This is a genomic window from Burkholderia sp. PU8-34 (genome assembly GCF_053427725.1).
The window spans coordinates 178,846-202,648 of sequence record NZ_JBSAXC010000005.1 but is presented as its reverse complement, the minus strand read 5'-3'; the positions used below and the strand labels follow the sequence as shown (position 1 = coordinate 202,648).

Below are 23,803 nucleotides of genomic sequence, written 5' to 3'. Positions count from 1 at the left end.
CGGGAGGCAGCGGAAAAACGACGCGGGAAAGGAAAGAAAGGGAAGCGCGCACAGTAACGCATGCTGCGCATGATGCGCGCTGCGCCGCCGCACGCGGCCGCCGGCGTGGCGCCAGGCGGCCGGCGCCGTTCAGCCGTTCAGCCGTTCAGCCGTTCAGCCGTTCAGCCGTTCAGCCGTTCAGCCGTTCAGCCAATCAGCCAATCAGCCAATCAGCCGATCAGCAGTTTCAGGTCATGCACCCACGGGCCGGGGCCCTGGCCGTCACGCACGAACAGACGCAGCTTGCCGTTCGTATCGAACACATAGCTCGCGGCGGTGTGATCCATCGTGTAGCTGCCGGGCGCCTTGCCCGGCACTTTCGCGTAATAGACGCGGAAATCCTTCGTCACCTTCTTGAGCGCCGCGTCGTCCGCCGGGCGCAGGCCGATGAACGACGGGTCGAACGCCGGCACGTACTGGCCGAGCAGCGCGGGCGTGTCGCGTTCCGGATCGACGGTCACGAACAGCACCTGCACGCGCTTCGCGGCATCCGGCCCGAGCTGCTTGAGCGCCTCGGACAGCTCGGCCATCGTCGTCGGGCAGACGTCCGGGCAGTGCGTGTAGCCGAAGAACATCACGACTGCCTTGCCCTTGAAATCGGCGAGCGTGCGCACCTTGCCGGCCGTGTCGGGCAACGCGAAATCGCTGCCGAACTGCGTATTGCCGGTGATGTCGAGATTCTGGAATTTCGGCGCGTCGTCGCACGCCGCGAGCAGCGACACGAGCGCCACCGCGCACGCGAAGAGCCAGCCTTGGCGCGCGCGGCGCCCGAACCATGAGTGGAGCATTGCGTTCAAACCTGCGATCAAACCGTGCGATTACACGCCGAGCAGCGGGCGCGCGTAGTGATCGACGAGCAGCGCCGCGAACAGCAGCGACAGATAGACGATCGAGTAACGGAAGGCCTTGCGGGCGAGGTCGTCGGAGTAGTCGCGGTAGATCTTCCACGCGTACGCGAGGAACACCGCGCCGAGCAGCACGGCGCTCGTCAGGTAGACGGCCCCGCTCATTCCCGAGATGAACGGCATCATCGTGACCGCGAACAGGATCACCGTGTAGAGCAGGATGTGCAGCCGCGTGAACTTCTCGCCGTGCGTGACGGGCAGCATCGGCAGGCCCGCGTTCTCGTAGTCCTTGCGGCGATACAGCGCGAGCACCCAGAAATGCGGCGGCGTCCACACGAAGATGATCAGCACGAGGATCCACGCGTCGCCGGGCAGCGCGCCCGTCACCGCGGCCCAGCCGAGCGCCGGCGGCATCGCGCCGGACGCGCCGCCGATCACGATGTTCTGCGGCGTCATCGGCTTGAGCAGCAGCGTGTAGATCACCGCGTAGCCGACGAACGTCGCGATCGTCAGCCACATCGTCAGCGGGTTGGTGAACGTGTAGAGCGTCCATGCGCCGACGCTGCCGAGCACGGCCGAGAACAGCAGGATCTGCGCGGTCGTGATCTCGCCGCGCGCGGAAGGACGCCATGCGGTGCGGCGCATCATCGCGTCGATCTTCTGCTCGACGAGACAGTTGATCGCGAACGCCGCGCCCGCCAGCAGCCAGATGCCGACCGTGCCGCCGACCAGCACCTTCCACGGCACCATGCCCGGCGTCGCGAGGAACATGCCGATCACCGCGCAGAACACCGCGAGCTGCGTGACACGCGGCTTCGTCAGCGCCATGTACTGGGAAAACCGGCTACCGGGCGATTGGGAAAGGGTGCTTTGCATGGGGGCGGTCACGCCGGGGCGGCGTCGCGCGCAGGCAGCGCGACACGGCCGGGGCGGCTTGAAAGGATGCGAAAGTTTAACATGACGACGAGCAGCAGCAGGATCGCGGCGCCGCCGTTGTGGGCCACCGCGACCGGCAGCGGCCACTGCAGCACGATGTTGGTCAGGCCCGTCACGAACTGCAGCACGACGACCAGCAGCACGCCGTTCGCGGGCCGCCGCAGCGACGCGAAACGGCGCATCTTCAGCGCGAACGCGACGAGGTACGCGACGACGACGAACGCGAACGTGCGGTGCGTCCAGTGGATCGCGACGAGCGCGTCCTGCGTGATCGCGTCGCCGTCGCCCGTCATGCCGAGCGCGCGCCACAGGTGGAAGCCGTGCCGGAAATCCATCGGCGGAACCCACTGGCCGTTGCAGGTCGGGAAGTCGGTGCACGCGAGCACCGCATAGTTGGTGCTCACCCAGCCGCCGAGCGCGATCTGTGCGACGAGCAGCACGAGCGCCGCGAGCGCGGCCGCGCGATAGCGCCCGGCCTCGGGATCATGCGACGGCAGCGGCGTCTGCCGCGCGGCCAGCCAGCCGAGCGTGCCGAGCAGCAGCAGGCCGAGCAGCAGGTGGGTCGTGACGATCACCGGCTGCAGTTTCATCGTGACCGTCCACGCGCCGAACGCGCCCTGCACGACGATCAGCAGCAGCAGGCTCGTCGGCCACCAGGGCGACACGTGCAGCGGACGGCGGCGCAAACGCGCGGCCCACGCGATCACCGTCTGCGCGATGATCAGCACGCCGATCGCCATCGCGAAATAGCGGTGGATCATCTCGATCCACGCCTTCGTCATGCTGACCGGGCCGGTCGGCATCGCCTGATGCGCGGCCGTGATCGCCGCATGCGCGATGAACGGCGACGACGTGCCGTAGCAGCCCGGCCAGTCCGGGCAGCCGAGACCCGAATCGGTCAGCCGCGTGAAGCCGCCGAACATCACGAGATCGAGGGTCAGGAAGGTGGTGATCCACACCAGCTTGCGGAACTTGTTGTCGTCCGCCTTCACCCACACGTACGACAGCGGCAGCAGCGCGATACAGAAGCCGATCAGGCCGAGTTGCAGTAGATACGACATCGGATTGCCTCGTTCTCTCGCCTTAGCCGATGCTCGACCACTTCAGCAGCTTCGTGACGTCCGTCTTGATCTTGCTGGGGTTCGGGTCCTTCGGGAAACGCATCATCAGGTTGCCGTTCGGGTCGACCAGGTAGATATGGTCGGTATCCTGCGTGCCGGCATCGGCCGGCAGCCACCCGGCGACCGCAGCCGGATCGGCGACGAGCCGGCGCGTGTCCGGGTAGGCATCCAGCACCTTCTGCGGCATCGCGCCCGCATCGCTGCGCAGCCACACCATCGTGATCCGGTGCCGCTCGCCGGCCTGCGTGACGCGCACCTGGCGCATGAAATAGAGCTTCTTCGCGCACGCTTCGTCGCACGCGCTGCGGTCGGTCATCACGAACAGCCACACGCCGCGCAGCGACGACAGCGGCACCGTCTTGCCGGTTTCGTCGGTGACCTGCAGATCCGCCGGGATCGGCCGCTGCGGCTCGATCAGCGTGCCGTAGTTCGTCGAGCCGCCCTTCGGCTTGATCACGTAATAGGTGAAGTACGACGCGAGCATCGGCGCCGCGCAGATGAGCCCCAGCAGCACGAGCATCCAGCGGCCGCGCTTGCGGGCCGCCGGCGAAATCGGCGCGGCGGCCGGACCCTGACGGGAAGATTGCATGGACAAATCAGACCTCTCGAAACGAACCCGCGGCGTCGCCGCCGCGTCCGGGCATCGCGCTCACGCGCCGGCCGACTTCTTCGCCGCGCGCCGCGCCGCGTACAAGCCGAAACCGAGCGCGGCCGCCGCCATGCCCCACCACTGAAACATGTAACCGTAATTGCGCTCGACGCCGGTCGTCGGCGCCGGCCAGTCGCGCACCAGCTTGTCGCCGTCGTCGCTCGTCTGCTGGATCACGAACGGCTGCAGCGGCAGGCCGGTTTCCTTCGCATACGCGGCGACGTCCAGGTTCTGGCGGATCTTCTGGTGCGCCGCCGAGCCGCCTTCGCCGAGCTCGTACGCGCGCGACGCGTCGGCGCGCGCAATCCCTTCGATCTCGATGTCGCCCGCGGGCGTCGCGAACGGCTCGATCGTCGTGCGATCGGCGATGTTGCGCGGCAGCCAGCCCCGATTCACGAGCACGTAGCCGCCGCCCGTGAGTTTAAACGGCATCACGACGTAAAAACCCGGCTGGTCGTTATACGGCCGATTGTCGAGGAACACCGCCAGCTCGGGCAGGAAGCGGCCCGTCGCACGCACGCGATGGAACTCGATCGACGCGAGCGGGATCGGCTGCGCGCCGACCTCGACGGGCGCCGCATGCTCGAAGCGCACGACGTTCGCCTGCAGCGCCTCCTTCTGGTGCGCGCGGTCGCGCTGCCAGAAACCGAGACGGATCGTCACCGCGACGACCAGGAGGATCAGCAGCGCGGGCAGCCAGCGGATCTTCATCGGGCCGCCCCACGGGCGCATTCGCAAATGCGAAATGCGATAATTATCCTCTTCCTTTCGAATTGCCGTCGTCCGGTACGCTTCATGCACATCCTCGTTCCCATCGCCTTCGTCCTGATCATCGCCAGCCTGGCTTCGGCGCTGTACTTCATGATGCACGACCGCGGCCACACGACGCGCATGGCCTGGTCGCTTGCCACCCGTGTCGGGCTGTCGATCTCGCTGTTCCTGTTCATCCTGTTCGCGAACTGGATGGGCTGGATCCATTCGACCGGCCTTCCGATCGGGCGCTGACGCATTCGCCGCATTCACCGATGCGGCCGATGCAGCCGATGTGACATTTCGCCGCATGGCTGCACCACCAAGCAAAAGCGCCGCCTGACTGAGTCGCGGCGGCGCCTGGATGGTTGCCGGACGATGCGTTCACGCCGCCCGGCATCCATCAAATCAAACGGCCCGCGCATCGCTGCGCGGGCCGTTTTTCATTTACAGCCAGTAGACGACGACGTACAGGCCGAGCCAGACGACGTCGACGAAGTGCCAGTACCACGCGGCGCCTTCGAATGCGAAGTGGTGTTCCGGCTTGAAGTGGCCGCGGATCATCCGCGCCAGCACCACCGCGAGCATCGTGCCGCCGAGGAACACGTGGAAGCCGTGGAAGCCCGTCAGCAGGAAGAACGTCGAGCCGTAGATGCCCGAGCCGAGCGTCAGGTTCAGTTCGTTGTACGCGTGGTAGTACTCGAAGCCCTGCATGAACAGGAAGCACACACCGAGCACGAGCGTCGCGGCAAGCCAGGCGATCGCCTTGTTGCGGTGGTCGTCACGCAGCGCGTGGTGCGACACCGTCAGCGTCGCGCCCGACGCCAGCAGGAACGCGGTGTTCAGCGTCGGGACCGGCCACGGGCCCATCGTCTTGAAGTGGCCGGCGAGCAAAGCCGGGCCTTCGTTCGGCCACACAGCGGAGAAGTCCGGCCAGATCAGCTTGTAGTCGAGGCTGCCGAGCTGGTGCAGCGCGATTTCACGCGCATAGAACAGCGCGCCGAAGAATGCGCCGAAGAACATCACTTCGGAGAAGATGAACCAGCTCATGCTCCAGCGGTACGAGCGGTCGACGTTCTTGCCGTACATCCCGCCTTCGGATTCGGCGATCGAGTCGCCGAACCAGTGGTACAGCGTGTAGAGGAGCCACAGCAGGCCAAGCAGAGCGGTATACGGCGCCCAGTCGTGACCGTTGATCCACAGCGCCACCGATCCGAGCATGACCAGCAGGCCGCTGGCCGCGCTGATCGGATGCTGCGACGGATGCGGCACGAAATAGTACGGGGTCTGGTTTTGACCGCTCATGCTTGATTCTCCACTTCAGTCCAATTTATGTACCGGAAACTGCTCCGGTCTTATTTCTCGCACGGCGCGACGGCCGCCGCTCTTTCCTTCGCAAAACGCCCCGGGGCGTTCCGCGTTGCATTCTTTCGTTGCCCGTGGACTCAGCCAGCCTCAGCCCACCACGGCGCGCACGATCAGGATCAGCACGCCGATGAACACGCCGGCCGCGAGCAACGCGACGATCAGCACGTGCAGCGGATTCAGCTGCGTTGCATCCGCTTCCAGGTCGCGCCGCTTGCGCACGCCGAAAAACGACCACAACACCGCCTTCAGTGCCTGGCCGAACGAGCCGCCCCGCTTCACCCCCGTCATCGCCCCGCCTCCGTCGTCATGCGCCCGGCTTCGTCGCGCCGGACTGCTTCGCCGTGCCGGCGCTCGTCTGCGCCGGCGTATTCAGTTCGAAGAACGTGTACGACAGCGTGATCGTCTTCACGTCCTTCGGCAGCTTCGGATCGATCACGAACACCACCGGCATCTTGCGCGACTCGTTCGCGGCCAGCGTCTGCTGCGTGAAGCAAAAGCACTCGATCTTCTTGAAGAACTCCGTCGCCTGCTTCGGCGCGTAGCTCGGGATCGCCTGTGCGACGACCGGACGGCTCTGGCCGTTCGTCACGTCGTATACGATCGTCGTCAATTCGCCCGGATGCACGTCGAGACTGTTGTGCTCCGGCTTGAAACCCAGCGGGCCGCGCGCGTTCGCATCGAACTCGACCGACACGGTGCGGCTGGTGTCGACCTGCGTGTTCTTCGCCTCACGCTCGCTGACGTCGCGCTGCACGAGGTTGTTGATGCCGGTGATCTGGCAGATCGCGCGATACATCGGCACGAGCGCGAAGCCGAAGCCGAACATCAGTCCCGCTACGACAAAGAGCTTCACCAGCATCGAACGGTTGAACGCGCGATCCGCGTTCTCCGCTTCCGGCTTCGACATACGACAACTTCCTCGCTACTGCGTCAGTGAGTGGACAGCCACCACTGCTTGATCACGACACCCACAAAAAAAACGGCGGCGATCGCAAGCAGAATCAGGCCGAGCCGCTTGTTGCCCGTGCGGATCTGCTCGGGCGTGCGTCTTTGTTGTGGATTCCGGTTCATCTGAAACCTGCTGTGGAACGCTCCGCCTCGCCTGCCTGCGGCGGCAGGCGAAGCGGAACATCCGGTGAAACGAATTACTCGACGTGCGGCGGTTGCTCGAACGTGTGGAAGGGAGCCGGGCTCGGCACCGTCCACTCGAGGCCCGTCGCGCCATCCCACGGCTTGTCGGCGGCCTTCTCCAGCTCGCCACCGCCACGGTACGCCGGCAGCACGACCGCGAACAGGAAGTACACCTGCGCGAGGCCGAAGCCGAATGCGCCGATCGTCGCAATCTGGTTGAAGTCCGTGAACTGCGCCGGGTAGTCCGCATAGCGGCGCGGCATGCCGGCGAGACCGACAAAGTGCATCGGGAAGAACGTCAGGTTGAAGAAGATCATCGACGACCAGAAGTGGATCTTGCCGCGCGTCTCGTTGTACATCCAGCCCGTCCACTTGGGCGACCAGTAGTACCAGCCCGCGAACAGCGCGAACAGGGAACCGGCCACCAGCACGTAGTGGAAGTGCGCCACCACGAAGTAGGTGCCGTGGTACTGGATGTCGAGCGGCGCCATCGCCAGCATCAGGCCCGTCAGGCCGCCGAACGTGAACACGAACAGGAAGCCGATCGCGAACAGCATCGGGGTTTCGAACGTCATCGAGCCGCGCCACATCGTCGCGAGCCAGTTGAACACCTTCACGCCCGTCGGCACCGCGATCAGCATCGTCGCGTACATGAAGAACAGCTGGCCGGTGACCGGCATGCCGGTCGCGAACATGTGGTGCGCCCAGACCATGAACGACAGGATCGCGATCGAGGCCGTCGCGTACACCATCGAGCTGTAGCCGAACAGCGTCTTGCGCGCGAACGCCGGGATCACCTGCGACACGATCCCGAACGCCGGCAGAATCATGATGTACACCTCGGGGTGGCCGAAGAACCAGAAGATATGCTGGTACATCACCGGGTCGCCGCCGCCTGCCGCGTTGAAGAACGACGTGCCGAAGTGGCGGTCGAACAGCACCATCGTGATCGCGCCTGCCAGAACCGGCATCACGGCGATCAGCAGGTACGCGGTGATCAGCCACGTCCACGCGAACATCGGCATCTTCATCAGCGTCATGCCCGGTGCGCGCATGTTCAGGATCGTCACGACGATGTTGATGCCGCCCATGATCGACGATGCACCCATCAAGTGGACCGCGAAGATCGCGAAGTCCATGCCCGGGCCCATCTGCGTCGACAGCGGTGCATACAGTGTCCAGCCCGCGGCCGTCGCGCCGCCCGGCGCGAAGAACGAGCCGACCAGCAGGACAGCTGCGACCGGCAGCAGCCAGAAGCTGAAGTTGTTCATCCGCGCGAACGCCATGTCGGACGCGCCGATCTGCAGCGGAATCATCCAGTTCGCGAAGCCGACGAACGCCGGCATGATCGCGCCGAACACCATGATCAGGCCGTGCATCGTCGTGAGTTCGTTGAAGAACTCCGGACGCATGATCTGCAGGCCCGGCTCGAACAGCTCGACCCGGATGCCGAGCGCCATCACGCCGCCCGACAGGAACATGATGAACGAGAACAACAGGTACAGCGTACCGATATCCTTGTGGTTGGTGGCGTACAGCCAGCGCCGCCAGCCGTGCGGGGTTTCGTGCGCGTGGTCGTCGTGCGCGTGGCCCGCGGCTACGTCGTGCCCGATGCTAGACATGAGAATCTCCTAATGCGAATACGTCGACAAACACAGCGACACGTCAGGCCGCCGGGCCGATCTCGACACGCCGGGCTTCCTTCGCGTCCGCCCCGCCCGTGATCGTTTCCGGCTTCTTCATAATGATGCGGTCTTCCGCCACGCCTGCCGCCTTCAGCGCATCGCGCACGGCTTGCGCGCGGTGCTTGGCCAGTTCGGCGTTCGCGTCGGCCGAGCCCGTCTTGTCGGTGAAGCCCGACAGCGCGAGCTTCGCGTCCGGATGTGCCTTCGCATAGTCGGCCGCTGCGGCAATCGCCGCTTTCGCGTCGGCCGGCAGCGTGTCCTTGCCCGTCTCGAAATAGATCGTCGACAGCGCGGCCGATGCCGCCGCAGCCGCCGGCTGCTCGGCTGCGCCCGACGCGGCCTGCGCCGGTGCCGAAGCCGCTTCCGCCGGCGCTGCGCCCGCGGCGTCTTCCGGCAGCTTGCCGTTACGCGCGTCGGCCACCTGTTTCGGCTGCAGCAGATCGTTCTTGTGGTTGCCCCACGAATTGCGCTCGTACGTGATGACCGATGCGATGTCGAGATCCGACAGCGTCGCCCACGACGGCATCGCGCCCTTGCCGTGCAGCACGCGCTCGACGTGCGCGGAAATCGGACCGTTCACGATCGGGCTGCCGTCCATCGCCGGGAAAGCGCCGAGGCCCTTGCCGTTCACCTGGTGGCAGGCCGCGCAGTTCGCCTTGTAGACGTCCTCGCCGTGCGTGACGAGTTCGGCCATCGTGTAAATCCGGTGCGGGTCGACGACGGCGCCGGCCAGCTTGGCCTTCTGCGCGGTGACCCACTTCGCGTAGTCGTCATCCGACAGCACTTCGACGACGACCGGCATGTACGCGTGCTCCTTGCCGCACAGCTCGGTACAGAAACCGCGGTAGGTGCCGACCTTCTCCGCCTTGAACCACGTATCGCGCACGAAGCCCGGGATCGCATCCTGCTTCACGCCGAATGCAGGCACGTACCACGAGTGGACGACGTCGTTCGCGGTCGTGATGATGCGGACCTTCTTGTTGACCGGCACGACGAGCGGGTTGTCGACTTCCTGCAGGTAGGTATCGGTGATCTGCTGCTTGCCCATCACCTCGTCACGCGGCGTCGACAGCGTCGACAGGAAGCTGATGCCTTCGCCCGGGCCCTTCACGTAGTCGTAGCCCCACTTCCACTGGTAGCCGGTGACCTTGACCGTGAGATCGGCGTTCGTCGTGTCCTTCATCGCGACGACGGCCTTCGTCGCCGGCAGCGCCATCAGCACGACGATGATGAACGGCACGATCGTCCAGATGATTTCGACGGTCGTGCTTTCATGGAAATTGGCGGCCTTGTGGCCTTTGGATTTGCGGTGCGCGAAGATCGAATAGAACATCACGCCGAACACGCCGACGAAGATCACCGTACACAGGATCAGCATCATCGTGTGGAGATCGTAGAGCTCCTCGGCGATCTTCGTGACAGGCGGCTGAAAGTTGATCTCGTTGACGCGGGGGCCGCCCGGGCTATCACCGACCGCCAGAGCGGCACCGGCAAAGAGCAATCCGCTGCATGCCAGCACGCCCGTGAGGGCTCGCTTGATTGTTTTCATAGCATCCTTACCCAAAATTTCCATTCAAACCCTCCCCCGTCGCAAGCCACCTGAGCCGCACCGGCCGCCGCATTCAGCCGCAGCGGCGGAGCGACATGCGCAGCTCGTCGGCAAACTGCGCGCGCCGGTACTGCGCGAGATGCTGCCCGATCACGACGGTCTGCCCGCGCGACACCAGCCGAATCGGATCGCGTGGCGTCGCGCCCGGCTCGACCCGCACCCAGCGCGGGTTGAATTCGATCTGCGTGAGCCGTTCCGCATCCATCCGCTCGATCACGAGCCGGTGCGGAAACAGCCTGATGCGTTCGTAGTCGACTGCGTGGCGCGCATAGACCGCAAACGCGATTCCCACTGCCAGCAACTCGATTCCGGTGAAAGGCATGACGAGCCACGCCCCCCACCACATCAGCATTGCCGCGATCGCCAGCGAAACGCTCGCCAGCGACGCGTAAAACAGTACGAACTGGCGCGGCGATACCGAACAGTTGCGCTTCATGAGCCAGTCCTCGAGGACCGGTTCAACGTCCGCTGCTTCCGTCGAAACCCTCGCTGCCTCCATCGCCGCCTCGCGCGAATGGCATGCGATGCATGCCTGCATCGGTCTCGTCGCCCCGTATTGCGGGGACCCCAGGGCGACAAGCTGACGCATTATAGGCGGGTTCAATGGCATCCACAAGCAAGCGCCTATCGCCGCGCAAGCCAAGCGCGACAAGCTTCCCGGCCATTTCAGGGGTGATTTTGACCCCGCTTTGCATCGCTAATTTCAGACATAACAAAACCCCTCTTTACCGCTTTACCGATTCTTCGGACGTCCCTTTCCGATGTCTTCGATACGCACGATGCCGTGCCCTTCCGCGGTCGTGCGGGGCACCGCCTTCCACGCGTGCCCGTAGATCACCTCGAACGTCAGGGCAATCGTGCCGTCCGCGCGCCGGCGCGCGTCGAGCGCGTCGCCGAGCGCCTGCCGGAAGCGCCGCGCCGCGTGCTGAGGGGCCGCGCGCTCGAACGGATACGCGCCCCAGCGGCGCACGTCGGCCAGCAGCGAGTCGGGAGATTTGTAGGTGACGGTCAGCACTTCCTGGTCCATCACGGGGATGTCGAAGCCGCTCTCGACGAGCATGTCGCCGAGGTCGTGCATGTCGACGAAATCGATGATGCGGGGCGCCGCGGGCGCGATGCCGAGCGCGGCCTCGGCGTCGGCGCAGGCCGCGCGCAGCTCGCGCAGCGTATCGGGGCCGAGCGTGCTGAACATCAGCAGGCCGTTGACGCGCAGCACCCGCTGCCACTCGGGCAGCACCGTGTCGGGACGCGAATGCCAGTGCAGCGCGAGGTTCGACCAGAGCAGGTCGAACGCGCCCGCCGCGAACGGCAGCGCCGAGAAATCCGCCTGCGCGACACGCGGGCCGCGCTGGCCGAGCGCCTTGCCGAGCGACGCGGGCAGCCAGCGGCGCCAGCTCGTCTGCTCGACCTCGCGCTGCCCCGCCCGCGCGAGCATCGCGCCGGACAGGTCGACGCCGAACACCGGCGCCTCAGGGAAGCGCGCGCGCAACGCCGGCAGGTCGTCGCCCGCGCCGCAGCCCGCGTCGAGCACCGCCGCGGGGTTCACCTTGATGTATTCGAGACGCTCGCACATCCGCTGCGCGATCTCGCGCGGCAGGAACGCGACCGCGTCGAATGCGGCGGCGCGGCGGTCGAAGATCCGCCGCAGGCGCCGGGCGTCATAGGCCGGACGGCTGGATGAGGTCGATGCTGGGGACATGTCTGGCACACTGGCGAAGAGCCCGAAGTATACTCGCTCGCCCCGGAAGCTTCATTGAGACGGGGTGGCAGGAGCGTTGCGATGCCTCTCCGTCCGTTTCCGCCACGGCTGCGCGTCGTTATGTCGCAGGCCCGCACGCTGGCCGCGCGCTTCGCGGCGGCCGCGCTGCCGAACCGCTGCGCGCTGTGCGGCAATTTGTCACGCAACGTGATCTGCGCCGCATGCGACGACGCGTACTGGAACGAAGCGCGCATGCGCTGCACGGTCTGCGCGGTGCCGCTCGCGCCGGGGCATGCCGGCCGTGCGGCCGGTTACCGGCGCAATTACCGGTGCGACGCCTGCCGCGCGACACCGCCGCCGTTCGATGCGACACTCGCGCTCGCCGATTACCGCGCGCCGCTCGACGGGCTCGCGCGCGGGCTGAAGTTTCATGCGCGGCTCGCGCTCGGCGCCGAGTTCGCGCTCCGGCTCGCGCGGCTGACCGCCGATGCGCGCGCGGCCGACGGCCGCTTCGACGTGATCGCGCCGGTGCCGCTCGCGCGCAGGCGGCTCGCTGCGCGCGGCTACAACCAGGCGTGGGCCATTGCGCGGCCGCTCGCCCGGCAGCTCGGCGTGCGCGCCGACGCGGCGCTGCTCGTGCGCATCGCGGAAACCGCGCCGCAATCGCGGCTCGACCGGCGCGCGCGGCGCGACAACGTCGCAGCGGCGTTCGCGGTCGTGGGGCGCGTCGCGGGCCGCCACGTCGCACTCGTCGACGACGTGATGACGTCGGGCGCGACGCTGGCCGCCGCGGCGCAGGCGCTGAAGGCGGCGGGCGCCGCGCGCGTGACGAATCTGGTTGCGCTGCGTACCGCCAGGGATTAACCAGGGCCTGTTCACGCCAATAACAGGCCCTGGATGGAGAAGCGGACCGCCTGCCGGCGGCCGCGACAGTCAGAACCCGGCCGGCCGCGAGGCCGGCCTACCGAGTGCGGCCCGCCGAGCGCGGCCGCCGGAACCGAACCATGTTCAACGTCGTCCTCGTCGCCCCCGAAATTCCGCCGAACACCGGCAACGTGATTCGCCTGTGCGCGAATACCGGTGCACGGCTGCACCTGATCGAGCCGCTCGGCTTTCCGCTCGACGACGCGAAGATGCGCCGCGCGGGCCTCGACTATCACGAATATGCGGACATGCGCGTGCATGCGGACTGGGACGCGTTCGTCGCGGCCGAAACACCCGACGCCGCGCGGATGTTCGCGTTCACGACGCGCGGCTCGGGCCGCTTCCACGACCATGCGTTCCTGCCGGGCGACTGGTTCGTGTTCGGCTCGGAGACGCGCGGCCTGCCCGCGCCGCTGCTCGAACGCTTCCCGAACGAACAGCGCGTGCGCCTGCCGATGCGGCCCGGCAACCGCAGCCTGAACCTGTCGAACACGGTCGCGGTGGTCGTGTTCGAGGCGTGGCGGCAGGCCGGCTTCGAAGGCGGCGCCTGACATCTGCGCGGCCAAATGCGGTGAGCGCGCTAGACGCGCTCGAGGCGCGCCTGGTACAGCGCGAGCATGTCCGGCGCAAAGCACGCGAATATCACGCGCGCAAGATTCGGCGCCTGCGGCAGCATCTCGATGACCGTGCCGACCGCGATGTCGACCGCCTGCTCCGCCGGATAACGATAGATTCCGCAGCTGATTGCCGGGAATGCGATCGACGTGCAGGCGACTTCTTCGCCGAGTTCGATCGCGCGCCGGTAGCACGACGCGAGCATCTCGGCTTCCCGCTGCCCGCCGCCGTGCCACACCGGGCCGACCGCATGAATCACGTATTTCGCCGGCAGCCCGTGGCCGCGCGTGAGCTTTGCGTCGCCGGTTTCGCAACCGCCAAGCGTGCGGCATTCGGCGACGAGGCCCGGGCCGGCCGCGCGGTGGATGGCGCCGTCGACACCGCCTCCGCCCAGCAGTGAGCCGTTCGCCGCGTTGACGATCGCATCGACCGCGAGCGTCGTGATGTCGACGACCTGCGCGTCGAGCGTGGTGGAACCGAACTGGGGCATGACGACCTCCCCGTACGAAGAAGACGATTCAAGCGTAGCCCGCTTTGCGCGGCGGCGCGACCACGCCGCACGACTTCCGCGCGCTACTCCGCGCGCGCGTCCCGGCGCAGCAGGCCGCTGACCGCATCACGCGGCGCGACGCCGTCGAACAGCACGCCGCACACGGCTTCGGTGATCGGCATCTCGAGCGACTGCGCGCGCGCGATCGCGAGCACCGCCTGCGCACAGCGCACGCCTTCGGCGACATGGCCGAGCGCGCCGAGGATATCGTTCAGCGAGCGGCCGGCCGCCAGTTGCAGGCCGACCGTGCGGTTGCGCGACAGGTCGCCCGTCGCGGTGAGGATCAGGTCGCCGAGGCCTGTGAGGCCCGTGAAGGTTTCCGCGCGGCCGCCGAGCGCGACGCCGAGCCGCGACATTTCCGCGAGGCCGCGCGTGATCAGCGCGGCGCGTGCGTTGAGGCCGAGGCCGAGGCCGTCGGCGATGCCGGTCGCGATCGCGAGCACGTTCTTCACCGCGCCGCCGACCTCGACGCCGACGATGTCGTCGCCCGTATAGATGCGCATCGCGCCGTGATGGAACGCCGCGAGCGTGCGCTCGCGGCACGCGGCCGACGCGCTGGCGATCGTCAGCGCGACCGGCAGCCCCTGGCCGACCTCGCGCGCGAAGCTCGGGCCCGACAGCACGCCGTTGCTGAGCTGTTCCGGCAGCTCGGCTGCAATCACCTGATGCGGCAACAGATGGGTATCGGCCTCGAAGCCCTTGCAGACCCAGATCACGTGCGCGGGCACGCAGCCGGCGTCACGCATCGCGCCGCACAGCGCGCGCAGCCCGGCAACGGGCGCGCCGATCACGCACAGCGCGTCGTCCGCGGCGCCGTGCGCGAGCGCCGCGGCGAGATCCGCGTCGTAGCGCAATGCGTCGGGCAGCGCGATGCCGTCGAGATAGCGGGAATTTTCGTGCCGGGCCTGCAGCCCGGCAATGAGCGCAGCGTCGCGCGCCCAGAGAAGCGTATCGTGCCGCGCGGCCAGATGGCCCGCGAGCGCGGTGCCCCAGGCACCGGCGCCGAGAACGGCTACTTTCATACCCAGCACCGGTCCTTGGTCATGCGTCAGTTCAGCGTCGAACCGTTCGGCGCGCCTGCCGCACCTGCGTGCTGCTGCTGGAGCTGCGCGAGACGCTGCTCGTAGAGCGCCTGGAAGTTGATCTCGGCGAGGTGGATCGGCGGGAAGCCCGCGCGCGTGATCGCGTCGGCGATGTTCGAGCGCAGGTACGGGAACAGGATCGTCGGGCACGCGATGCCGACGAGCGGGTCGAGCTGCTCGTCAGGAATGTTGCGAATGTCAAAAATGCCGGCCTGCTTCGCTTCGATCAGGAACGCGACCTTGTCCTTCACCTTGGCCGTCACGGTGCCCGACACGACGACTTCGAACACGCTTTCCGCGAGACGCTCGGCCTTGACGTCGACCTCGACTTCAACCGACGGCATGTCCTGCTCGAGGAAGATCGCCGGCGAATTCGGCTGCTCGAGCGACATATCCTTCAGGTAGACGCGCTGGATATTGAAGAACGGTTGGTTTTCGACGTCGGACATGGTGTTTCCCTAAAAGTGGTGACGGAGCGGCCGGCCGTTGCCGGCTGCTCCGGTTGATCCTGCGCGCCTGGCTGCGCAGCCGGCGGCCATTCTGCCCTAATCAGGCGGCTTGCAGAAGCGGCACGAGGCCGCCTGCGCGGTCGAGCTTCGACAGATCGTCGTAGCCGCCGACGTGCGTGTCGCCGATGTAGATCTGCGGCACCGTGCGGCGGCCCGTGCGCGACATCATTTCGTCGCGGCGCGACGGATCCTTGTCGATCAGCACCTTCTCGATCTGCTCGACGCCGCGCAGCTTCAGGAGCCGCTCGGCCTGGATGCAATACGGGCACACCTGGGTGCTGTACATGACCACTTTATTCACTTCGCCACTCCTTGTTTGACGACCGGCATCCCGGCCTGCTGCCAGGCGGCGACGCCGCCCTCGAGCACGTGCACCTCGGCATAGCCCGCCGCCTCGACCGCGCGCGCCGCCTTCTGCGACTGCTGGCCGTTCTGGCACACGAGCAGCACCGGGGTGCTCTTGTTCTTCGCGACCTGCGCGATCTTCGCGCCGATTTCGCCCGCCTCGACCTGGCGCGCCGACGGCAGGTGGCCGGCAGCGAACTCGGACGCGGGCCGCAGGTCGATCACGACCGCGTTGCGACGATTGATGAGCTGCGTCGCCTCGGCAGCCGACAGGCCGCCGCGGCCGCGCCGCAGCGCCGGCCAGGCCAGCAGGCCGCCAGATACCAGCAGGATCGCGATGAGGGCCAGGTTCGTGTAATCGGTAAAGAACGTCACGGAATTCCGCCGGAAAAAGAGAAATCGGAAAAGGACAATCCCGCCATTATAAAATAACCGACTTGCGCGGGCGTGACGCCCGGCGCACCGCTTCCTTCACTACCGACCGCAAGCATCCATGCACAAGCTCGTTCTCATCCGCCACGGCGAATCGACGTGGAACAAGGAAAACCGCTTCACCGGCTGGGTCGACGTCGACCTGACCGAACAGGGCGCCAATGAGGCCTACCGGGCCGGCGAACTGCTCAAGGAGGCCGGCTACACGTTCGACATCGCGTACACGTCCGTGCTCAAGCGCGCGATCCGCACGCTGTGGCACGTGCAGGACCGGATGGACCTGATGTACCTGCCCGTCGTGCACTCGTGGCGCCTCAACGAGCGCCACTACGGCGCGCTGTCCGGCCTGAACAAGGCGGAAACGGCCGCGAAGTTCGGCGACGACCAGGTTCTCGTATGGCGCCGCAGCTACGACACGCCGCCGCCCGCGCTCGAGGCGACCGACGAACGCGCGCCGTACGGCGACGCGCGCTACGCGAAGGTGCCGCGCGAGCAGCTGCCGCTGACCGAATGCCTGAAGGACACGGTCGCGCGCGTGCTGCCGCTGTGGAACGAGTCGATCGCCCCGGCGATCAAGGCCGGCAAGGATGTGCTGATCGCCGCGCACGGCAACTCGCTGCGCGCGCTGATCAAGTACCTCGACGGCATCTCGGACAGCGACATCGTCGGCCTGAACATCCCGAACGGCGTGCCGCTCGTCTATGAACTCGACGAGAACCTGAAGCCGATCAAGCACTACTATCTCGGCGACCAGGAAGCGATCGCGAAGGCGCAGGCCGCCGTCGCGAAGCAGGGCAAGGCGGGCTGATCCCGCCCCGCCGGGCCGGCCCTGCGCCGGCCCGGCGGGCCCTCGCGAGAACCTCCTCGCCCGGGTGCTGTCGAACCGGTTTCGCCCCGTTCCACTGGCAAGTCGGACGAACAGTTATACTTGTCCGCTACATCCCCGCTACCGCCACGCGCTTCCCGACCGCACCAGATCTCTATGCGTATGAAATTGAAGAACATCGGCCTGATTGCCGCGGGCCTTGCCACTGGCGTGTTCGCCACGCTGCAAATTTCCGCTTCGGCCGAGCAGACCGTCACGGCGCCGCTTCCGCTCGACCAGCTCCGCCTGTTTGCGGAAGTGTTCGGCCAGATCAAGCGCGAGTACGTCGAGCCGGTCGACGACAAGAAGCTGCTGACGGCGGCGATCAAGGGCATGGTGTCGAGCCTCGACCCGCATTCGTCGTTCCTCGACAAGACCGACTACGACGAGCTGCAGGAGCAGACGAAGGGCCGCTTCGCGGGTCTCGGCATCGAGATCTCGCAGGAAGACGGCCTCGTCAAGGTGATCTCGCCGATTGAAGATACACCCGCGTTCCGCGCCGGCATCCGTCCGGGCGACCTGATCACCCGCATCAACGACAAGCCGGTGCGCGGCATGACGCTCGACAAGGCCGTCAAGCAGATGCGCGGCGAGCCGGGCACCAAGGTCACGCTGACGATCTTCCGCAAGAGCGACGACCGCACGTTCCCGGTCACGGTCACGCGCGCGATCATCAGGGTCCAGAGCGTGAAGATGAAGCTGCTCGACCCGGGCTACGCGTACATCCGCATCACGAGCTTCCAGGAACGCACGACGCCGGATCTCGCCGCGAAGCTGCAGGACATCGCGCGCCAGCAGCCGAACCTGAAGGGCCTGATCGTCGACCTGCGCAACAACGGTGGCGGCCTGCTGCAGAGCGCGGTCGGCGTCGCGGGTGCATTCCTGCCGCCGGATTCCGTCGTCGTGTCGACCAACGGCCAGATCCCCGATTCGAAGCAGGTCTACCGCGACACCTACGACAACTACCGCCTGCCGTCGTTCGACGGCGATCCGCTGAAGGGCCTGCCGCCGGTCTTCAAGACCGTGCCGATCGTCGTGCTGACGAACGCGTATTCGGCGTCCGCGTCGGAAATCGTCGCGGGTGCGCTGCAGGATTCGAAGCGCGCGCTGATCATGGGCAAGACGACGTTCGGCAAGGGTTCGGTGCAGACGGTCCGCCCGATGACGGCCGACACCGCGTTGCGCCTGACGACCGCGTACTACTACACGCCGAGCGGCCGTTCGATCCAGAACAAGGGCATCGCGCCGGACGTTCCGGTCGACCAGTACGCGGACGGCGATCCGGACGACGTGCTCGTGACGCGCGAAGTCGACTACACGAACCACCTCGCGAACACGCAGGATCCGAACGAGAAGAAGGAACAGGAAGAGCGCGAGCAGCGCCGGATGGACCAGCTGCGCATCCTGGAAGAGCAGAACGACAAGAAGACGCCCGAGCAGCGCCAGAAGGATCGCGACCGCAAGCCGGTCGAGTTCGGCAGCGCGGACGACTTCATGATGCAGCAGGCGCTCGCGAAGCTCGAGGGCAAGCCGGTGCAGCAGTCGAAGTCGCTGCTCGCGGAAAGCACGCAGGCTCCGGCCGGCAAGTCGACGACGGCCTCGAAGGCCGCGCCGGCGGCAAAACCGGCCGCGACGAAACCGGCGCCCGCTTCGGCGCCGCAGTAAGCGCCGGCCAGCCTCCGACGGGCCATCGCGGGAAGACCGCGATGGCCCGTTTTTCATGCGCGCCTAGAATAAGTACGCGTACGCAAAGTCCGCACCGTCCCCAGCACCGCGTCTCGCCCGCAGCCTACTCATGAACGACGATCAACTCCTCCGCTATTCCCGCCACATCCTCGTCGACGAAATCGGCATCGAGGCGCAGCAGCGCTTTCTCGACGCGCATGCGATCGTCGTCGGCGCGGGCGGTCTCGGCTCGCCAGCGGCGATGTATCTCGCGGCCTCCGGCGTCGGCACGATCACGCTCGTCGACGCGGACACGGTCGATCTCACGAACCTGCAGCGGCAGATCCTGCACGTGACGGCATCGGTCGGGCGCAAGAAAGTGGAATCGGGGCGCGACACGCTCGCGCAGCTGAACCCGGACGTGACCGTGCACGCGGTCGCCGAGCGCGTCGACGACACGTGGCTCACCGCGCACGTGCCGCATGCGAGCGTCGTGCTCGACTGCACCGACAACTTCGCGACCCGCCACGCGATCAACCGCGCATGTGTCGCGCATCGCGTGCCGCTCGTGTCGGGCGCGGCGCTGCGCTTCGACGGCCAGATCAGCACGTTCGACTTCCGCGACTCGGCGGCGCCCTGCTACGCGTGCGTGTTTCCGGAAGACCAGCCGTTCGAGGAAGTCGCGTGCGCGACGATGGGCGTGTTCGCGCCGACGGTCGGGATCATCGGCGCGATGCAGGCCGCCGAGGCGCTGCGCGTGATCGGCGGCATCGGCGCGACGCTGAGCGGCCGGCTGATGATGCTCGATGCGCTGCGGATGGAATGGACGACGATGAAGATCGCGCGCCAGGGCGACTGCCCGGTGTGCGGCGGCCGGCACTGACGCCGGACCGCGCCGCACATGCCGCGCAGGCATGTGCGTCAGAAGCGAACTCAAGCAGGCTCAAGCAGGCTCAAGCGGCCGCGTCCGCGCGCGGCTCGGCCACCGCCAGGCGCTTCAGCGCCGACTGCACTTCCTCGGGCTCGAACGCCGCGAGCACGTCGGCCGTCGGCTTTTCGAGCGCCTTCAGGTGCGCGCGCAGGATCTCCTGCTTGACGACGAGCAGCTGGCTCGGGTGCATCGAGAACTCGGTGAGCCCCATCCCGAGCAGCAGGCGCGTGAGCGCCGGGTCGCCCGCCATCTCCCCGCATACCGATACCGGCACGCCTGCACGCTTCGCCTCGCGCAGCGTATACGAGATCAGGTGCAGCACCGCCGGATGCAGCGGATCGTACAGATGCGCGACCGCGTTGTCCGCGCGGTCGATCGCGAGCGTGTACTGGATCAGGTCGTTGGTGCCGATCGACAGGAAATCGACGCGCTTCAGGAACAGCGGCAGCGCGATCGCCGCGGCCGGGATCTCGATCATCGCGCCAATGCGCACGTTCGGATCGTACGCGAGGCCCGCATCGTCGAGCTGGCGCTTCGCCTCGCGGATCAGGTCGAGCGTCTGGTCGATCTCCTGCGCGTGCGCGAGCATCGGGATCAGGATCTTCACCTGCCCGAACGCGGACGCGCGCAGGATCGCGCGCAACTGCGTGAGGAACATCTGCGGCTCGGACAGGCTCCAGCGGATCGCGCGCAAGCCGAGCGCCGGGTTCGGCGCAGTTTCGTAGCCTTCGTCGAGCGCCTCGAGCGGCTTGTCGGCACCGACGTCGATCGTGCGGATCGTCACCGGCATCCCCTTCATCCATTCGACCGCGCGCTTGTACGCGGCGAACTGCTCTTCCTCCTCCGGCATCGCCTTCTGGTGCATGAACAGGAATTCGGAGCGGAACAGGCCGACGCCGACCGCGCCCGCCTCGACGGCCGCCTTCGCGTCGTCGGGCAGCTCGATGTTCGCGTACAGGTCGATCTTGGTGCCGCACAACGTTTGCGTCGGCGAGAACTTCAGACGCTGCAGCTTGCGTTGCTCCAACGCCTTCTCGGACTGCCGGTACGAGTATTCCTCGAGGACGATCGGCGCCGGATCGACGATCACGATGCCCTGGTCGCCGTCGACGATGATCAGGTCGTCCTGCCGGATCAGCGCGCTCGCGTGCTGCACGCCGACCGCGGCCGGAATGCCGAGGCTGCGTGCCACGATCGCCGTATGCGACGTGCGCCCGCCGAGATCGGTGACGAATGCCTGGAACGACTGGGTCTTGAACTGCATCATGTCGGCCGGCGCGATGTCGTGCGCGACGACGATCATCTCGTCGGTGCCCTTCGCGGCGCCGTTGAGCGCCTGCGAGGCGGACGGCGCGCCCGCGAGCGCCTTCAGCACGCGCTCGACCACCTGCTCGATGTCGGCCTTGCGTTCGCGCAGGTATTCGTCCTCGATGTCGTCGAAATGGCGCGTGAGCAGGTCGAGCTGTTCGGTCAGCGCCCACTCGACGTTGTAGCGCCGCGTGCGGATCAGGTCGATCGTTTCCTGCACGAGCATCGCGTCGCTCAGGATCATCGCGTGCACGTCGATGAACGCGCCCACTTCGCTCGGGGTGTCCTCGGTCAGGTCGGCGCGCAGCGCTTCGAGCTCGCGATGCACGGCCGCGAGCGCCGTGCGGAAGCGCTCGACCTCGGCGTCGATCTGGGTCGCCTCGACGAGGTAATGGGCGACGTCGAGCGCCGCCGGCGCGATCAGATACGCTCGTCCGATCGCGATACCTCGTGAGACGGGAATGCCATGCAGCGTGAAGGACACGCGCACCTCCTCTGTACATGTAAAGCCGCGGCACACCGCTGCGATGCGCTTATGACCCCGGATACCGATTATAAATTCCACACCTCGCGCCTGACTGCATGCAGCGCAGCATTGCGTGCATTGCATCAATCCTGCCGACAAAAAAAATGCCGCGGTATCCGCGGCATTCTCACTGGAAACGGCAACGATCCTGTGCCGTCGGTCACTGACCCTCGCCGAACTTGTCGGCAATCAGCTTCAGCAGCGCGTCCATCGCTTCCTGCTCGTCCGGCCCCTCGGTCTCGATCGAGACCGTGCTGCCGATGCCCGCCGCGAGCATCATCACGCCCATGATGCTCTTCGCATTGATCTTGCGCCCGTTGCGCGACATCCAGACTTCGGACTGGAAATTGCCGGCCAGTTGCGTGAGCTTGGCCGATGCGCGCGCATGCAGCCCCAATTTATTGACGATGGTGGTTTCTTGTTGAAGCATGGTTCTCGTTCGGTCGAGGTTGCCGGCGGCACCCGTCGGCGGATGGATCTGAAACGGGGAATGAAATGCGGTCAGGGCGACTCGGTGCGCGGCCGCGGCTCCGGCGGAATCGGCGCGCATTGGCCGCAGCCGACTTCGGAAGGCGGCGGCGGCGTGCCCGCCGCGACCTCATGGACGCCCTTCGCGCCGCCGGACAGCGCCTTGTCGACGAGCTTGTCGAGCGGCAGCTGGCGGTAGCAGACCGCGCGCACCAGCATCGGCAGGTTGACGCCGGCGAGCACGCGCACGTTCGCGATCTTCGCGAGCTGGCCGGCGATGTTCGCGGGCGTTGCGCCGTACATGTCGGTCAGCACGATCGCGCCGTTGTCTTCCTTGAGCCGCGCGAGCTCGGCGTGCGCGAACGCCATCACCTGGGCCGGATCGTTGTCCGCATGCACGTCGATGCAACCGATGCGCGCGGGCACGCCGCCGTAGATGTGCGCGATGCAATCCCGCAGCGCGGTGGCGAGCGGGGCGTGCGCGATGATCAGAATCCCTGCCATGTCAGCCTCCGCCGAGCCGCCCCAAGGGCGTAGCAGGGAATTCGCAGAGCACCGCTCTGCGCCTGCGTAGCCGGCTGGCCGCCCCCTCGGGGGGCAGCGAGCAAAGCGAGCGTGGGGGTCGTTTCATTTTCAGCCTTGCAACAAATTCAGCCCGGCTGCCGGGCCAGCGGCACCTCGACGCCGGTGCCTGGCAAGCGGGCATTGTAGCAGGCCGGTCACCTCTTTCCGGCAGCGGGGGACCTGCGCGGCCGCCGCCGGTGTTGCGCGTGCAACACGCGGCTTGCTTACGACGCCGCGCGCTCCAGCGCGTCGATGAACATCGCGGCGACGTCGAAGCCCGTCTGCTCCATGATCTCGCGGAAGCACGTCGGACTCGTGACGTTCACCTCGGTCAGCCAGTCGCCGATCGCGTCGAGGCCGACCAGCAGCAGCCCGCGTGCGGCCAGCACCGGCCCGAGCGTGTCGGCGATCTCGCGATCGCGCGCGGAGAGCGGTTGCGCGACGCCAACGCCGCCTGCCGCGAGATTGCCGCGCACCTCGCTTCCCTGCGGAATCCGCGCGAGCGAATACGGCACGGGCTCGCCGGCGATCAGCAGGATGCGCTTGTCTCCCGCCTTGATCTCGGGGATGAATTTCTGGATCATCAGCGAACGCGTGCCGTCGTGCCCGAGCATCTCGATGATCGAGCCGAGGTTCATCCCGTCCGCCTTCACGCGAAACACGCCCATGCCGCCCATGCCGTCGAGCGGTTTCACGATCACGTCGCCGTGCTCGGCATGGAACGCGCGCAGCCGCGCGGCATCGCGCGTAACGAGCGTCGGTGCGACGAACTGCGGGAATTCGCCGATCGCGAGCTTCTCGGAATGATCGCGGATCGCCTGCGGCTTGTTGAACACGCGTGCGCCGGCGCGCTCGGCCACTTCCAGCATCCACGTGGCCGTCACGTACTCCATGTCGAACGGCGGATCCTTGCGCATCAGCACCGCGTCGAACGACGTCAGCAGGCGCGACTCGTGCGCGGCCGCCTCGTACCACGGATGGCGGTGCAGGTCGGCGGTGTCGCCGACGATCGTCACGCGCCGCACGTCCGCCTCGACGCCCGAACCCGTCCACGCGAGCTGATGCGGCTCGCACGCGTAGATCGCATGCCCGCGCCGCGCGGCCTCCGCCATCATCGCGTAGGTCGAATCCTTGTAGATCTTGAAGCGCTCGAGCGGGTCGGCGATAAAGAGAATGTCCATGCGGGT

28 protein-coding genes are annotated in these 23,803 nt (G+C 66.9%); 6 read left to right on the top strand and 22 right to left on the bottom strand.

The features are described from left to right. Positions 1–209: 209 nt before the first annotated feature. Genes ACV22Z_RS14940 through ACV22Z_RS14920 form a run of 5 tightly spaced genes read right to left on the bottom strand, consistent with a single transcriptional unit; the run spans position 210 to position 4,301 of the window. Positions 210–827, bottom strand: coding sequence for an SCO family protein (locus ACV22Z_RS14940; protein ID WP_448077069.1), 618 nt, complete (start codon positions 825–827; stop codon positions 210–212). Positions 828–857: 30 nt separating this feature from the next. Next, complete coding sequence (gene cyoE, locus ACV22Z_RS14935) at positions 858–1,760, bottom strand: heme o synthase (RefSeq protein ID WP_448077068.1); 903 nt, start codon at positions 1,758–1,760, stop codon at positions 858–860. Positions 1,761–1,768: 8 nt separating this feature from the next. Further along, the gene (locus ACV22Z_RS14930; protein ID WP_448077067.1) at positions 1,769–2,881 is read right to left on the bottom strand and encodes a COX15/CtaA family protein; all 1,113 of its coding nucleotides are present in this window, start codon (positions 2,879–2,881) and stop codon (positions 1,769–1,771) included. Positions 2,882–2,903: 22 nt separating this feature from the next. Continuing rightward, positions 2,904–3,530 (bottom strand): SCO family protein, encoded by a 627-nt coding sequence (locus tag ACV22Z_RS14925; RefSeq protein ID WP_448077066.1) that lies wholly within the window; start codon positions 3,528–3,530, stop codon positions 2,904–2,906. Between the two features lie 60 nt (positions 3,531–3,590). Continuing rightward, entirely contained in the window at positions 3,591–4,301 is a 711-nt protein-coding gene (locus ACV22Z_RS14920) for an SURF1 family protein (protein WP_448077065.1), read from the bottom strand. An 84-nt stretch (positions 4,302–4,385) separates the two neighbouring features. Here ACV22Z_RS14920 and ACV22Z_RS14915 point away from each other — a divergent pair, with 84 nt between their 5' ends. Continuing rightward, positions 4,386–4,595, top strand: a complete 210-nt coding sequence (locus ACV22Z_RS14915; protein ID WP_448077064.1) for a twin transmembrane helix small protein — start codon at positions 4,386–4,388, stop codon at positions 4,593–4,595. A gap of 192 nt (positions 4,596–4,787) precedes the next feature. Here the strand turns inward: ACV22Z_RS14915 and ACV22Z_RS14910 are convergent, their stop codons facing one another. From ACV22Z_RS14910 to ACV22Z_RS14875, 8 genes are all read right to left on the bottom strand, one after another. After that, a complete protein-coding gene (locus ACV22Z_RS14910) occupies positions 4,788–5,645 on the bottom strand; it encodes a cytochrome c oxidase subunit 3 (RefSeq protein ID WP_448077063.1) in 858 nt (285 codons plus the stop codon). Positions 5,646–5,795: 150 nt separating this feature from the next. Next, the gene (locus tag ACV22Z_RS14905; RefSeq protein ID WP_371141675.1) at positions 5,796–5,996 is read right to left on the bottom strand and encodes a DUF2970 domain-containing protein; all 201 of its coding nucleotides are present in this window, start codon (positions 5,994–5,996) and stop codon (positions 5,796–5,798) included. Positions 5,997–6,012: 16 nt separating this feature from the next. Further along, positions 6,013–6,615 (bottom strand): cytochrome c oxidase assembly protein, encoded by a 603-nt coding sequence (locus ACV22Z_RS14900; RefSeq protein WP_448077062.1) that lies wholly within the window; start codon positions 6,613–6,615, stop codon positions 6,013–6,015. A gap of 23 nt (positions 6,616–6,638) precedes the next feature. Continuing rightward, positions 6,639–6,779 (bottom strand): cytochrome oxidase small assembly protein, encoded by a 141-nt coding sequence (locus ACV22Z_RS14895; RefSeq protein ID WP_448077061.1) that lies wholly within the window; start codon positions 6,777–6,779, stop codon positions 6,639–6,641. A gap of 74 nt (positions 6,780–6,853) precedes the next feature. Beyond that, positions 6,854–8,461, bottom strand: a complete 1,608-nt coding sequence (ctaD, locus tag ACV22Z_RS14890) for a cytochrome c oxidase subunit I (protein ID WP_448077060.1) — start codon at positions 8,459–8,461, stop codon at positions 6,854–6,856. A 43-nt stretch (positions 8,462–8,504) separates the two neighbouring features. Continuing rightward, the gene (coxB, locus tag ACV22Z_RS14885) at positions 8,505–10,097 is read right to left on the bottom strand and encodes a cytochrome c oxidase subunit II (protein ID WP_448077059.1); all 1,593 of its coding nucleotides are present in this window, start codon (positions 10,095–10,097) and stop codon (positions 8,505–8,507) included. 49 nt (positions 10,098–10,146) lie between these two features. Next, positions 10,147–10,671: a DUF2244 domain-containing protein gene (locus ACV22Z_RS14880; RefSeq protein WP_448077058.1), complete on the bottom strand. Its 525-nt coding sequence runs from the start codon at positions 10,669–10,671 to the stop codon at positions 10,147–10,149. Positions 10,672–10,866: 195 nt separating this feature from the next. Then, positions 10,867–11,832, bottom strand: a complete 966-nt coding sequence (locus ACV22Z_RS14875) for a methyltransferase domain-containing protein (protein WP_448077057.1) — start codon at positions 11,830–11,832, stop codon at positions 10,867–10,869. 81 nt (positions 11,833–11,913) lie between these two features. Here ACV22Z_RS14875 and ACV22Z_RS14870 point away from each other — a divergent pair, with 81 nt between their 5' ends. Together ACV22Z_RS14870 and trmL are read left to right on the top strand one after the other, a co-directional pair. Continuing rightward, the gene (locus tag ACV22Z_RS14870) at positions 11,914–12,696 is read left to right on the top strand and encodes a ComF family protein (protein WP_448077056.1); all 783 of its coding nucleotides are present in this window, start codon (positions 11,914–11,916) and stop codon (positions 12,694–12,696) included. A 140-nt stretch (positions 12,697–12,836) separates the two neighbouring features. Further along, positions 12,837–13,307, top strand: coding sequence for a tRNA (uridine(34)/cytosine(34)/5-carboxymethylaminomethyluridine(34)-2'-O)-methyltransferase TrmL (trmL, locus tag ACV22Z_RS14865; protein ID WP_448077055.1), 471 nt, complete (start codon positions 12,837–12,839; stop codon positions 13,305–13,307). 29 nt (positions 13,308–13,336) lie between these two features. On the opposite strand, the gene ACV22Z_RS14860 is transcribed toward trmL, so the two are convergent. The 5 genes from ACV22Z_RS14860 to ACV22Z_RS14840 all read right to left on the bottom strand — a co-directional run bounded on the left by ACV22Z_RS14860 (position 13,337) and on the right by ACV22Z_RS14840 (position 16,232). Then, complete coding sequence (locus ACV22Z_RS14860) at positions 13,337–13,861, bottom strand: O-acetyl-ADP-ribose deacetylase (RefSeq protein WP_448077054.1); 525 nt, start codon at positions 13,859–13,861, stop codon at positions 13,337–13,339. 83 nt (positions 13,862–13,944) lie between these two features. Beyond that, positions 13,945–14,943 carry an NAD(P)H-dependent glycerol-3-phosphate dehydrogenase gene (locus ACV22Z_RS14855; protein ID WP_448077053.1) on the bottom strand — a complete coding sequence of 333 codons (999 nt, stop codon included), beginning with the start codon at positions 14,941–14,943 and terminating at the stop codon, positions 13,945–13,947. Positions 14,944–14,969: 26 nt separating this feature from the next. Further along, positions 14,970–15,452, bottom strand: coding sequence for a protein-export chaperone SecB (gene secB, locus ACV22Z_RS14850; RefSeq protein WP_448077052.1), 483 nt, complete (start codon positions 15,450–15,452; stop codon positions 14,970–14,972). A gap of 100 nt (positions 15,453–15,552) precedes the next feature. Further along, positions 15,553–15,813 (bottom strand): glutaredoxin 3, encoded by a 261-nt coding sequence (gene grxC, locus ACV22Z_RS14845; RefSeq protein ID WP_448077051.1) that lies wholly within the window; start codon positions 15,811–15,813, stop codon positions 15,553–15,555. After that, positions 15,810–16,232, bottom strand: coding sequence for a rhodanese-like domain-containing protein (locus ACV22Z_RS14840; RefSeq protein ID WP_448077050.1), 423 nt, complete (start codon positions 16,230–16,232; stop codon positions 15,810–15,812). The genes grxC and ACV22Z_RS14840 overlap by 4 nt, the downstream gene beginning before the upstream one ends. A 118-nt stretch (positions 16,233–16,350) precedes the next feature. Between ACV22Z_RS14840 and gpmA the strand changes: the two genes are divergently transcribed. From gpmA to ACV22Z_RS14825, 3 genes are all read left to right on the top strand, one after another. Next, positions 16,351–17,097 carry a 2,3-diphosphoglycerate-dependent phosphoglycerate mutase gene (gene gpmA / locus ACV22Z_RS14835; RefSeq protein WP_448077049.1) on the top strand — a complete coding sequence of 249 codons (747 nt, stop codon included), beginning with the start codon at positions 16,351–16,353 and terminating at the stop codon, positions 17,095–17,097. A 174-nt stretch (positions 17,098–17,271) separates the two neighbouring features. Beyond that, positions 17,272–18,819 (top strand): S41 family peptidase, encoded by a 1,548-nt coding sequence (locus ACV22Z_RS14830; protein ID WP_448077048.1) that lies wholly within the window; start codon positions 17,272–17,274, stop codon positions 18,817–18,819. A 130-nt stretch (positions 18,820–18,949) separates the two neighbouring features. Then, on the top strand, positions 18,950–19,702 hold the full coding sequence (locus tag ACV22Z_RS14825) for a HesA/MoeB/ThiF family protein (RefSeq protein WP_448077047.1): 753 nt from the start codon (positions 18,950–18,952) through the stop codon (positions 19,700–19,702). A 70-nt stretch (positions 19,703–19,772) separates the two neighbouring features. Here ACV22Z_RS14825 and ptsP read toward each other — a convergent pair whose 3' ends face one another. The 4 genes from ptsP to gshB all read right to left on the bottom strand — a co-directional run bounded on the left by ptsP (position 19,773) and on the right by gshB (position 23,797). Next, a complete protein-coding gene (gene ptsP / locus ACV22Z_RS14820; RefSeq protein WP_448077046.1) occupies positions 19,773–21,542 on the bottom strand; it encodes a phosphoenolpyruvate--protein phosphotransferase in 1,770 nt (589 codons plus the stop codon). A gap of 202 nt (positions 21,543–21,744) precedes the next feature. Beyond that, positions 21,745–22,014: an HPr family phosphocarrier protein gene (locus ACV22Z_RS14815; protein WP_448077045.1), complete on the bottom strand. Its 270-nt coding sequence runs from the start codon at positions 22,012–22,014 to the stop codon at positions 21,745–21,747. Between the two features lie 71 nt (positions 22,015–22,085). Further along, on the bottom strand, positions 22,086–22,556 hold the full coding sequence (locus ACV22Z_RS14810; RefSeq protein WP_448077044.1) for a PTS sugar transporter subunit IIA: 471 nt from the start codon (positions 22,554–22,556) through the stop codon (positions 22,086–22,088). A 284-nt stretch (positions 22,557–22,840) separates the two neighbouring features. Then, positions 22,841–23,797 carry a glutathione synthase gene (gshB, locus tag ACV22Z_RS14805; protein WP_448077043.1) on the bottom strand — a complete coding sequence of 319 codons (957 nt, stop codon included), beginning with the start codon at positions 23,795–23,797 and terminating at the stop codon, positions 22,841–22,843. Positions 23,798–23,803 lie beyond the last annotated feature (6 nt).

What these genes read in the sequence shown, in the direction of transcription:
- ACV22Z_RS14940 (WP_448077069.1), bottom strand. Translation starts at nt 827, where the DNA reads ATGCTCCACTCATGGTTCGGGCGCCGCGCGCGCCAAGGCTGGCTCTTC.
- cyoE (WP_448077068.1), bottom strand. Translation starts at nt 1,760, where the DNA reads ATGCAAAGCACCCTTTCCCAATCGCCCGGTAGCCGGTTTTCCCAGTAC.
- ACV22Z_RS14930 (WP_448077067.1), bottom strand. Translation starts at nt 2,881, where the DNA reads ATGTCGTATCTACTGCAACTCGGCCTGATCGGCTTCTGTATCGCGCTG.
- ACV22Z_RS14925 (WP_448077066.1), bottom strand. Translation starts at nt 3,530, where the DNA reads ATGCAATCTTCCCGTCAGGGTCCGGCCGCCGCGCCGATTTCGCCGGCG.
- ACV22Z_RS14920 (WP_448077065.1), bottom strand. Translation starts at nt 4,301, where the DNA reads ATGAAGATCCGCTGGCTGCCCGCGCTGCTGATCCTCCTGGTCGTCGCG.
- ACV22Z_RS14915 (WP_448077064.1), top strand. Translation starts at nt 4,386, where the DNA reads ATGCACATCCTCGTTCCCATCGCCTTCGTCCTGATCATCGCCAGCCTG.
- ACV22Z_RS14910 (WP_448077063.1), bottom strand. Translation starts at nt 5,645, where the DNA reads ATGAGCGGTCAAAACCAGACCCCGTACTATTTCGTGCCGCATCCGTCG.
- ACV22Z_RS14905 (WP_371141675.1), bottom strand. Translation starts at nt 5,996, where the DNA reads ATGACGGGGGTGAAGCGGGGCGGCTCGTTCGGCCAGGCACTGAAGGCG.
- ACV22Z_RS14900 (WP_448077062.1), bottom strand. Translation starts at nt 6,615, where the DNA reads ATGTCGAAGCCGGAAGCGGAGAACGCGGATCGCGCGTTCAACCGTTCG.
- ACV22Z_RS14895 (WP_448077061.1), bottom strand. Translation starts at nt 6,779, where the DNA reads ATGAACCGGAATCCACAACAAAGACGCACGCCCGAGCAGATCCGCACG.
- ctaD (WP_448077060.1), bottom strand. Translation starts at nt 8,461, where the DNA reads ATGTCTAGCATCGGGCACGACGTAGCCGCGGGCCACGCGCACGACGAC.
- coxB (WP_448077059.1), bottom strand. Translation starts at nt 10,097, where the DNA reads ATGGAAATTTTGGGTAAGGATGCTATGAAAACAATCAAGCGAGCCCTC.
- ACV22Z_RS14880 (WP_448077058.1), bottom strand. Translation starts at nt 10,671, where the DNA reads ATGCAGGCATGCATCGCATGCCATTCGCGCGAGGCGGCGATGGAGGCA.
- ACV22Z_RS14875 (WP_448077057.1), bottom strand. Translation starts at nt 11,832, where the DNA reads ATGTCCCCAGCATCGACCTCATCCAGCCGTCCGGCCTATGACGCCCGG.
- ACV22Z_RS14870 (WP_448077056.1), top strand. Translation starts at nt 11,914, where the DNA reads ATGCCTCTCCGTCCGTTTCCGCCACGGCTGCGCGTCGTTATGTCGCAG.
- trmL (WP_448077055.1), top strand. Translation starts at nt 12,837, where the DNA reads ATGTTCAACGTCGTCCTCGTCGCCCCCGAAATTCCGCCGAACACCGGC.
- ACV22Z_RS14860 (WP_448077054.1), bottom strand. Translation starts at nt 13,861, where the DNA reads ATGCCCCAGTTCGGTTCCACCACGCTCGACGCGCAGGTCGTCGACATC.
- ACV22Z_RS14855 (WP_448077053.1), bottom strand. Translation starts at nt 14,943, where the DNA reads ATGAAAGTAGCCGTTCTCGGCGCCGGTGCCTGGGGCACCGCGCTCGCG.
- secB (WP_448077052.1), bottom strand. Translation starts at nt 15,452, where the DNA reads ATGTCCGACGTCGAAAACCAACCGTTCTTCAATATCCAGCGCGTCTAC.
- gpmA (WP_448077049.1), top strand. Translation starts at nt 16,351, where the DNA reads ATGCACAAGCTCGTTCTCATCCGCCACGGCGAATCGACGTGGAACAAG.
- ACV22Z_RS14830 (WP_448077048.1), top strand. Translation starts at nt 17,272, where the DNA reads ATGCGTATGAAATTGAAGAACATCGGCCTGATTGCCGCGGGCCTTGCC.
- ACV22Z_RS14825 (WP_448077047.1), top strand. Translation starts at nt 18,950, where the DNA reads ATGAACGACGATCAACTCCTCCGCTATTCCCGCCACATCCTCGTCGAC.
- ACV22Z_RS14815 (WP_448077045.1), bottom strand. Translation starts at nt 22,014, where the DNA reads ATGCTTCAACAAGAAACCACCATCGTCAATAAATTGGGGCTGCATGCG.
- ACV22Z_RS14810 (WP_448077044.1), bottom strand. Translation starts at nt 22,556, where the DNA reads ATGGCAGGGATTCTGATCATCGCGCACGCCCCGCTCGCCACCGCGCTG.
- gshB (WP_448077043.1), bottom strand. Translation starts at nt 23,797, where the DNA reads ATGGACATTCTCTTTATCGCCGACCCGCTCGAGCGCTTCAAGATCTAC.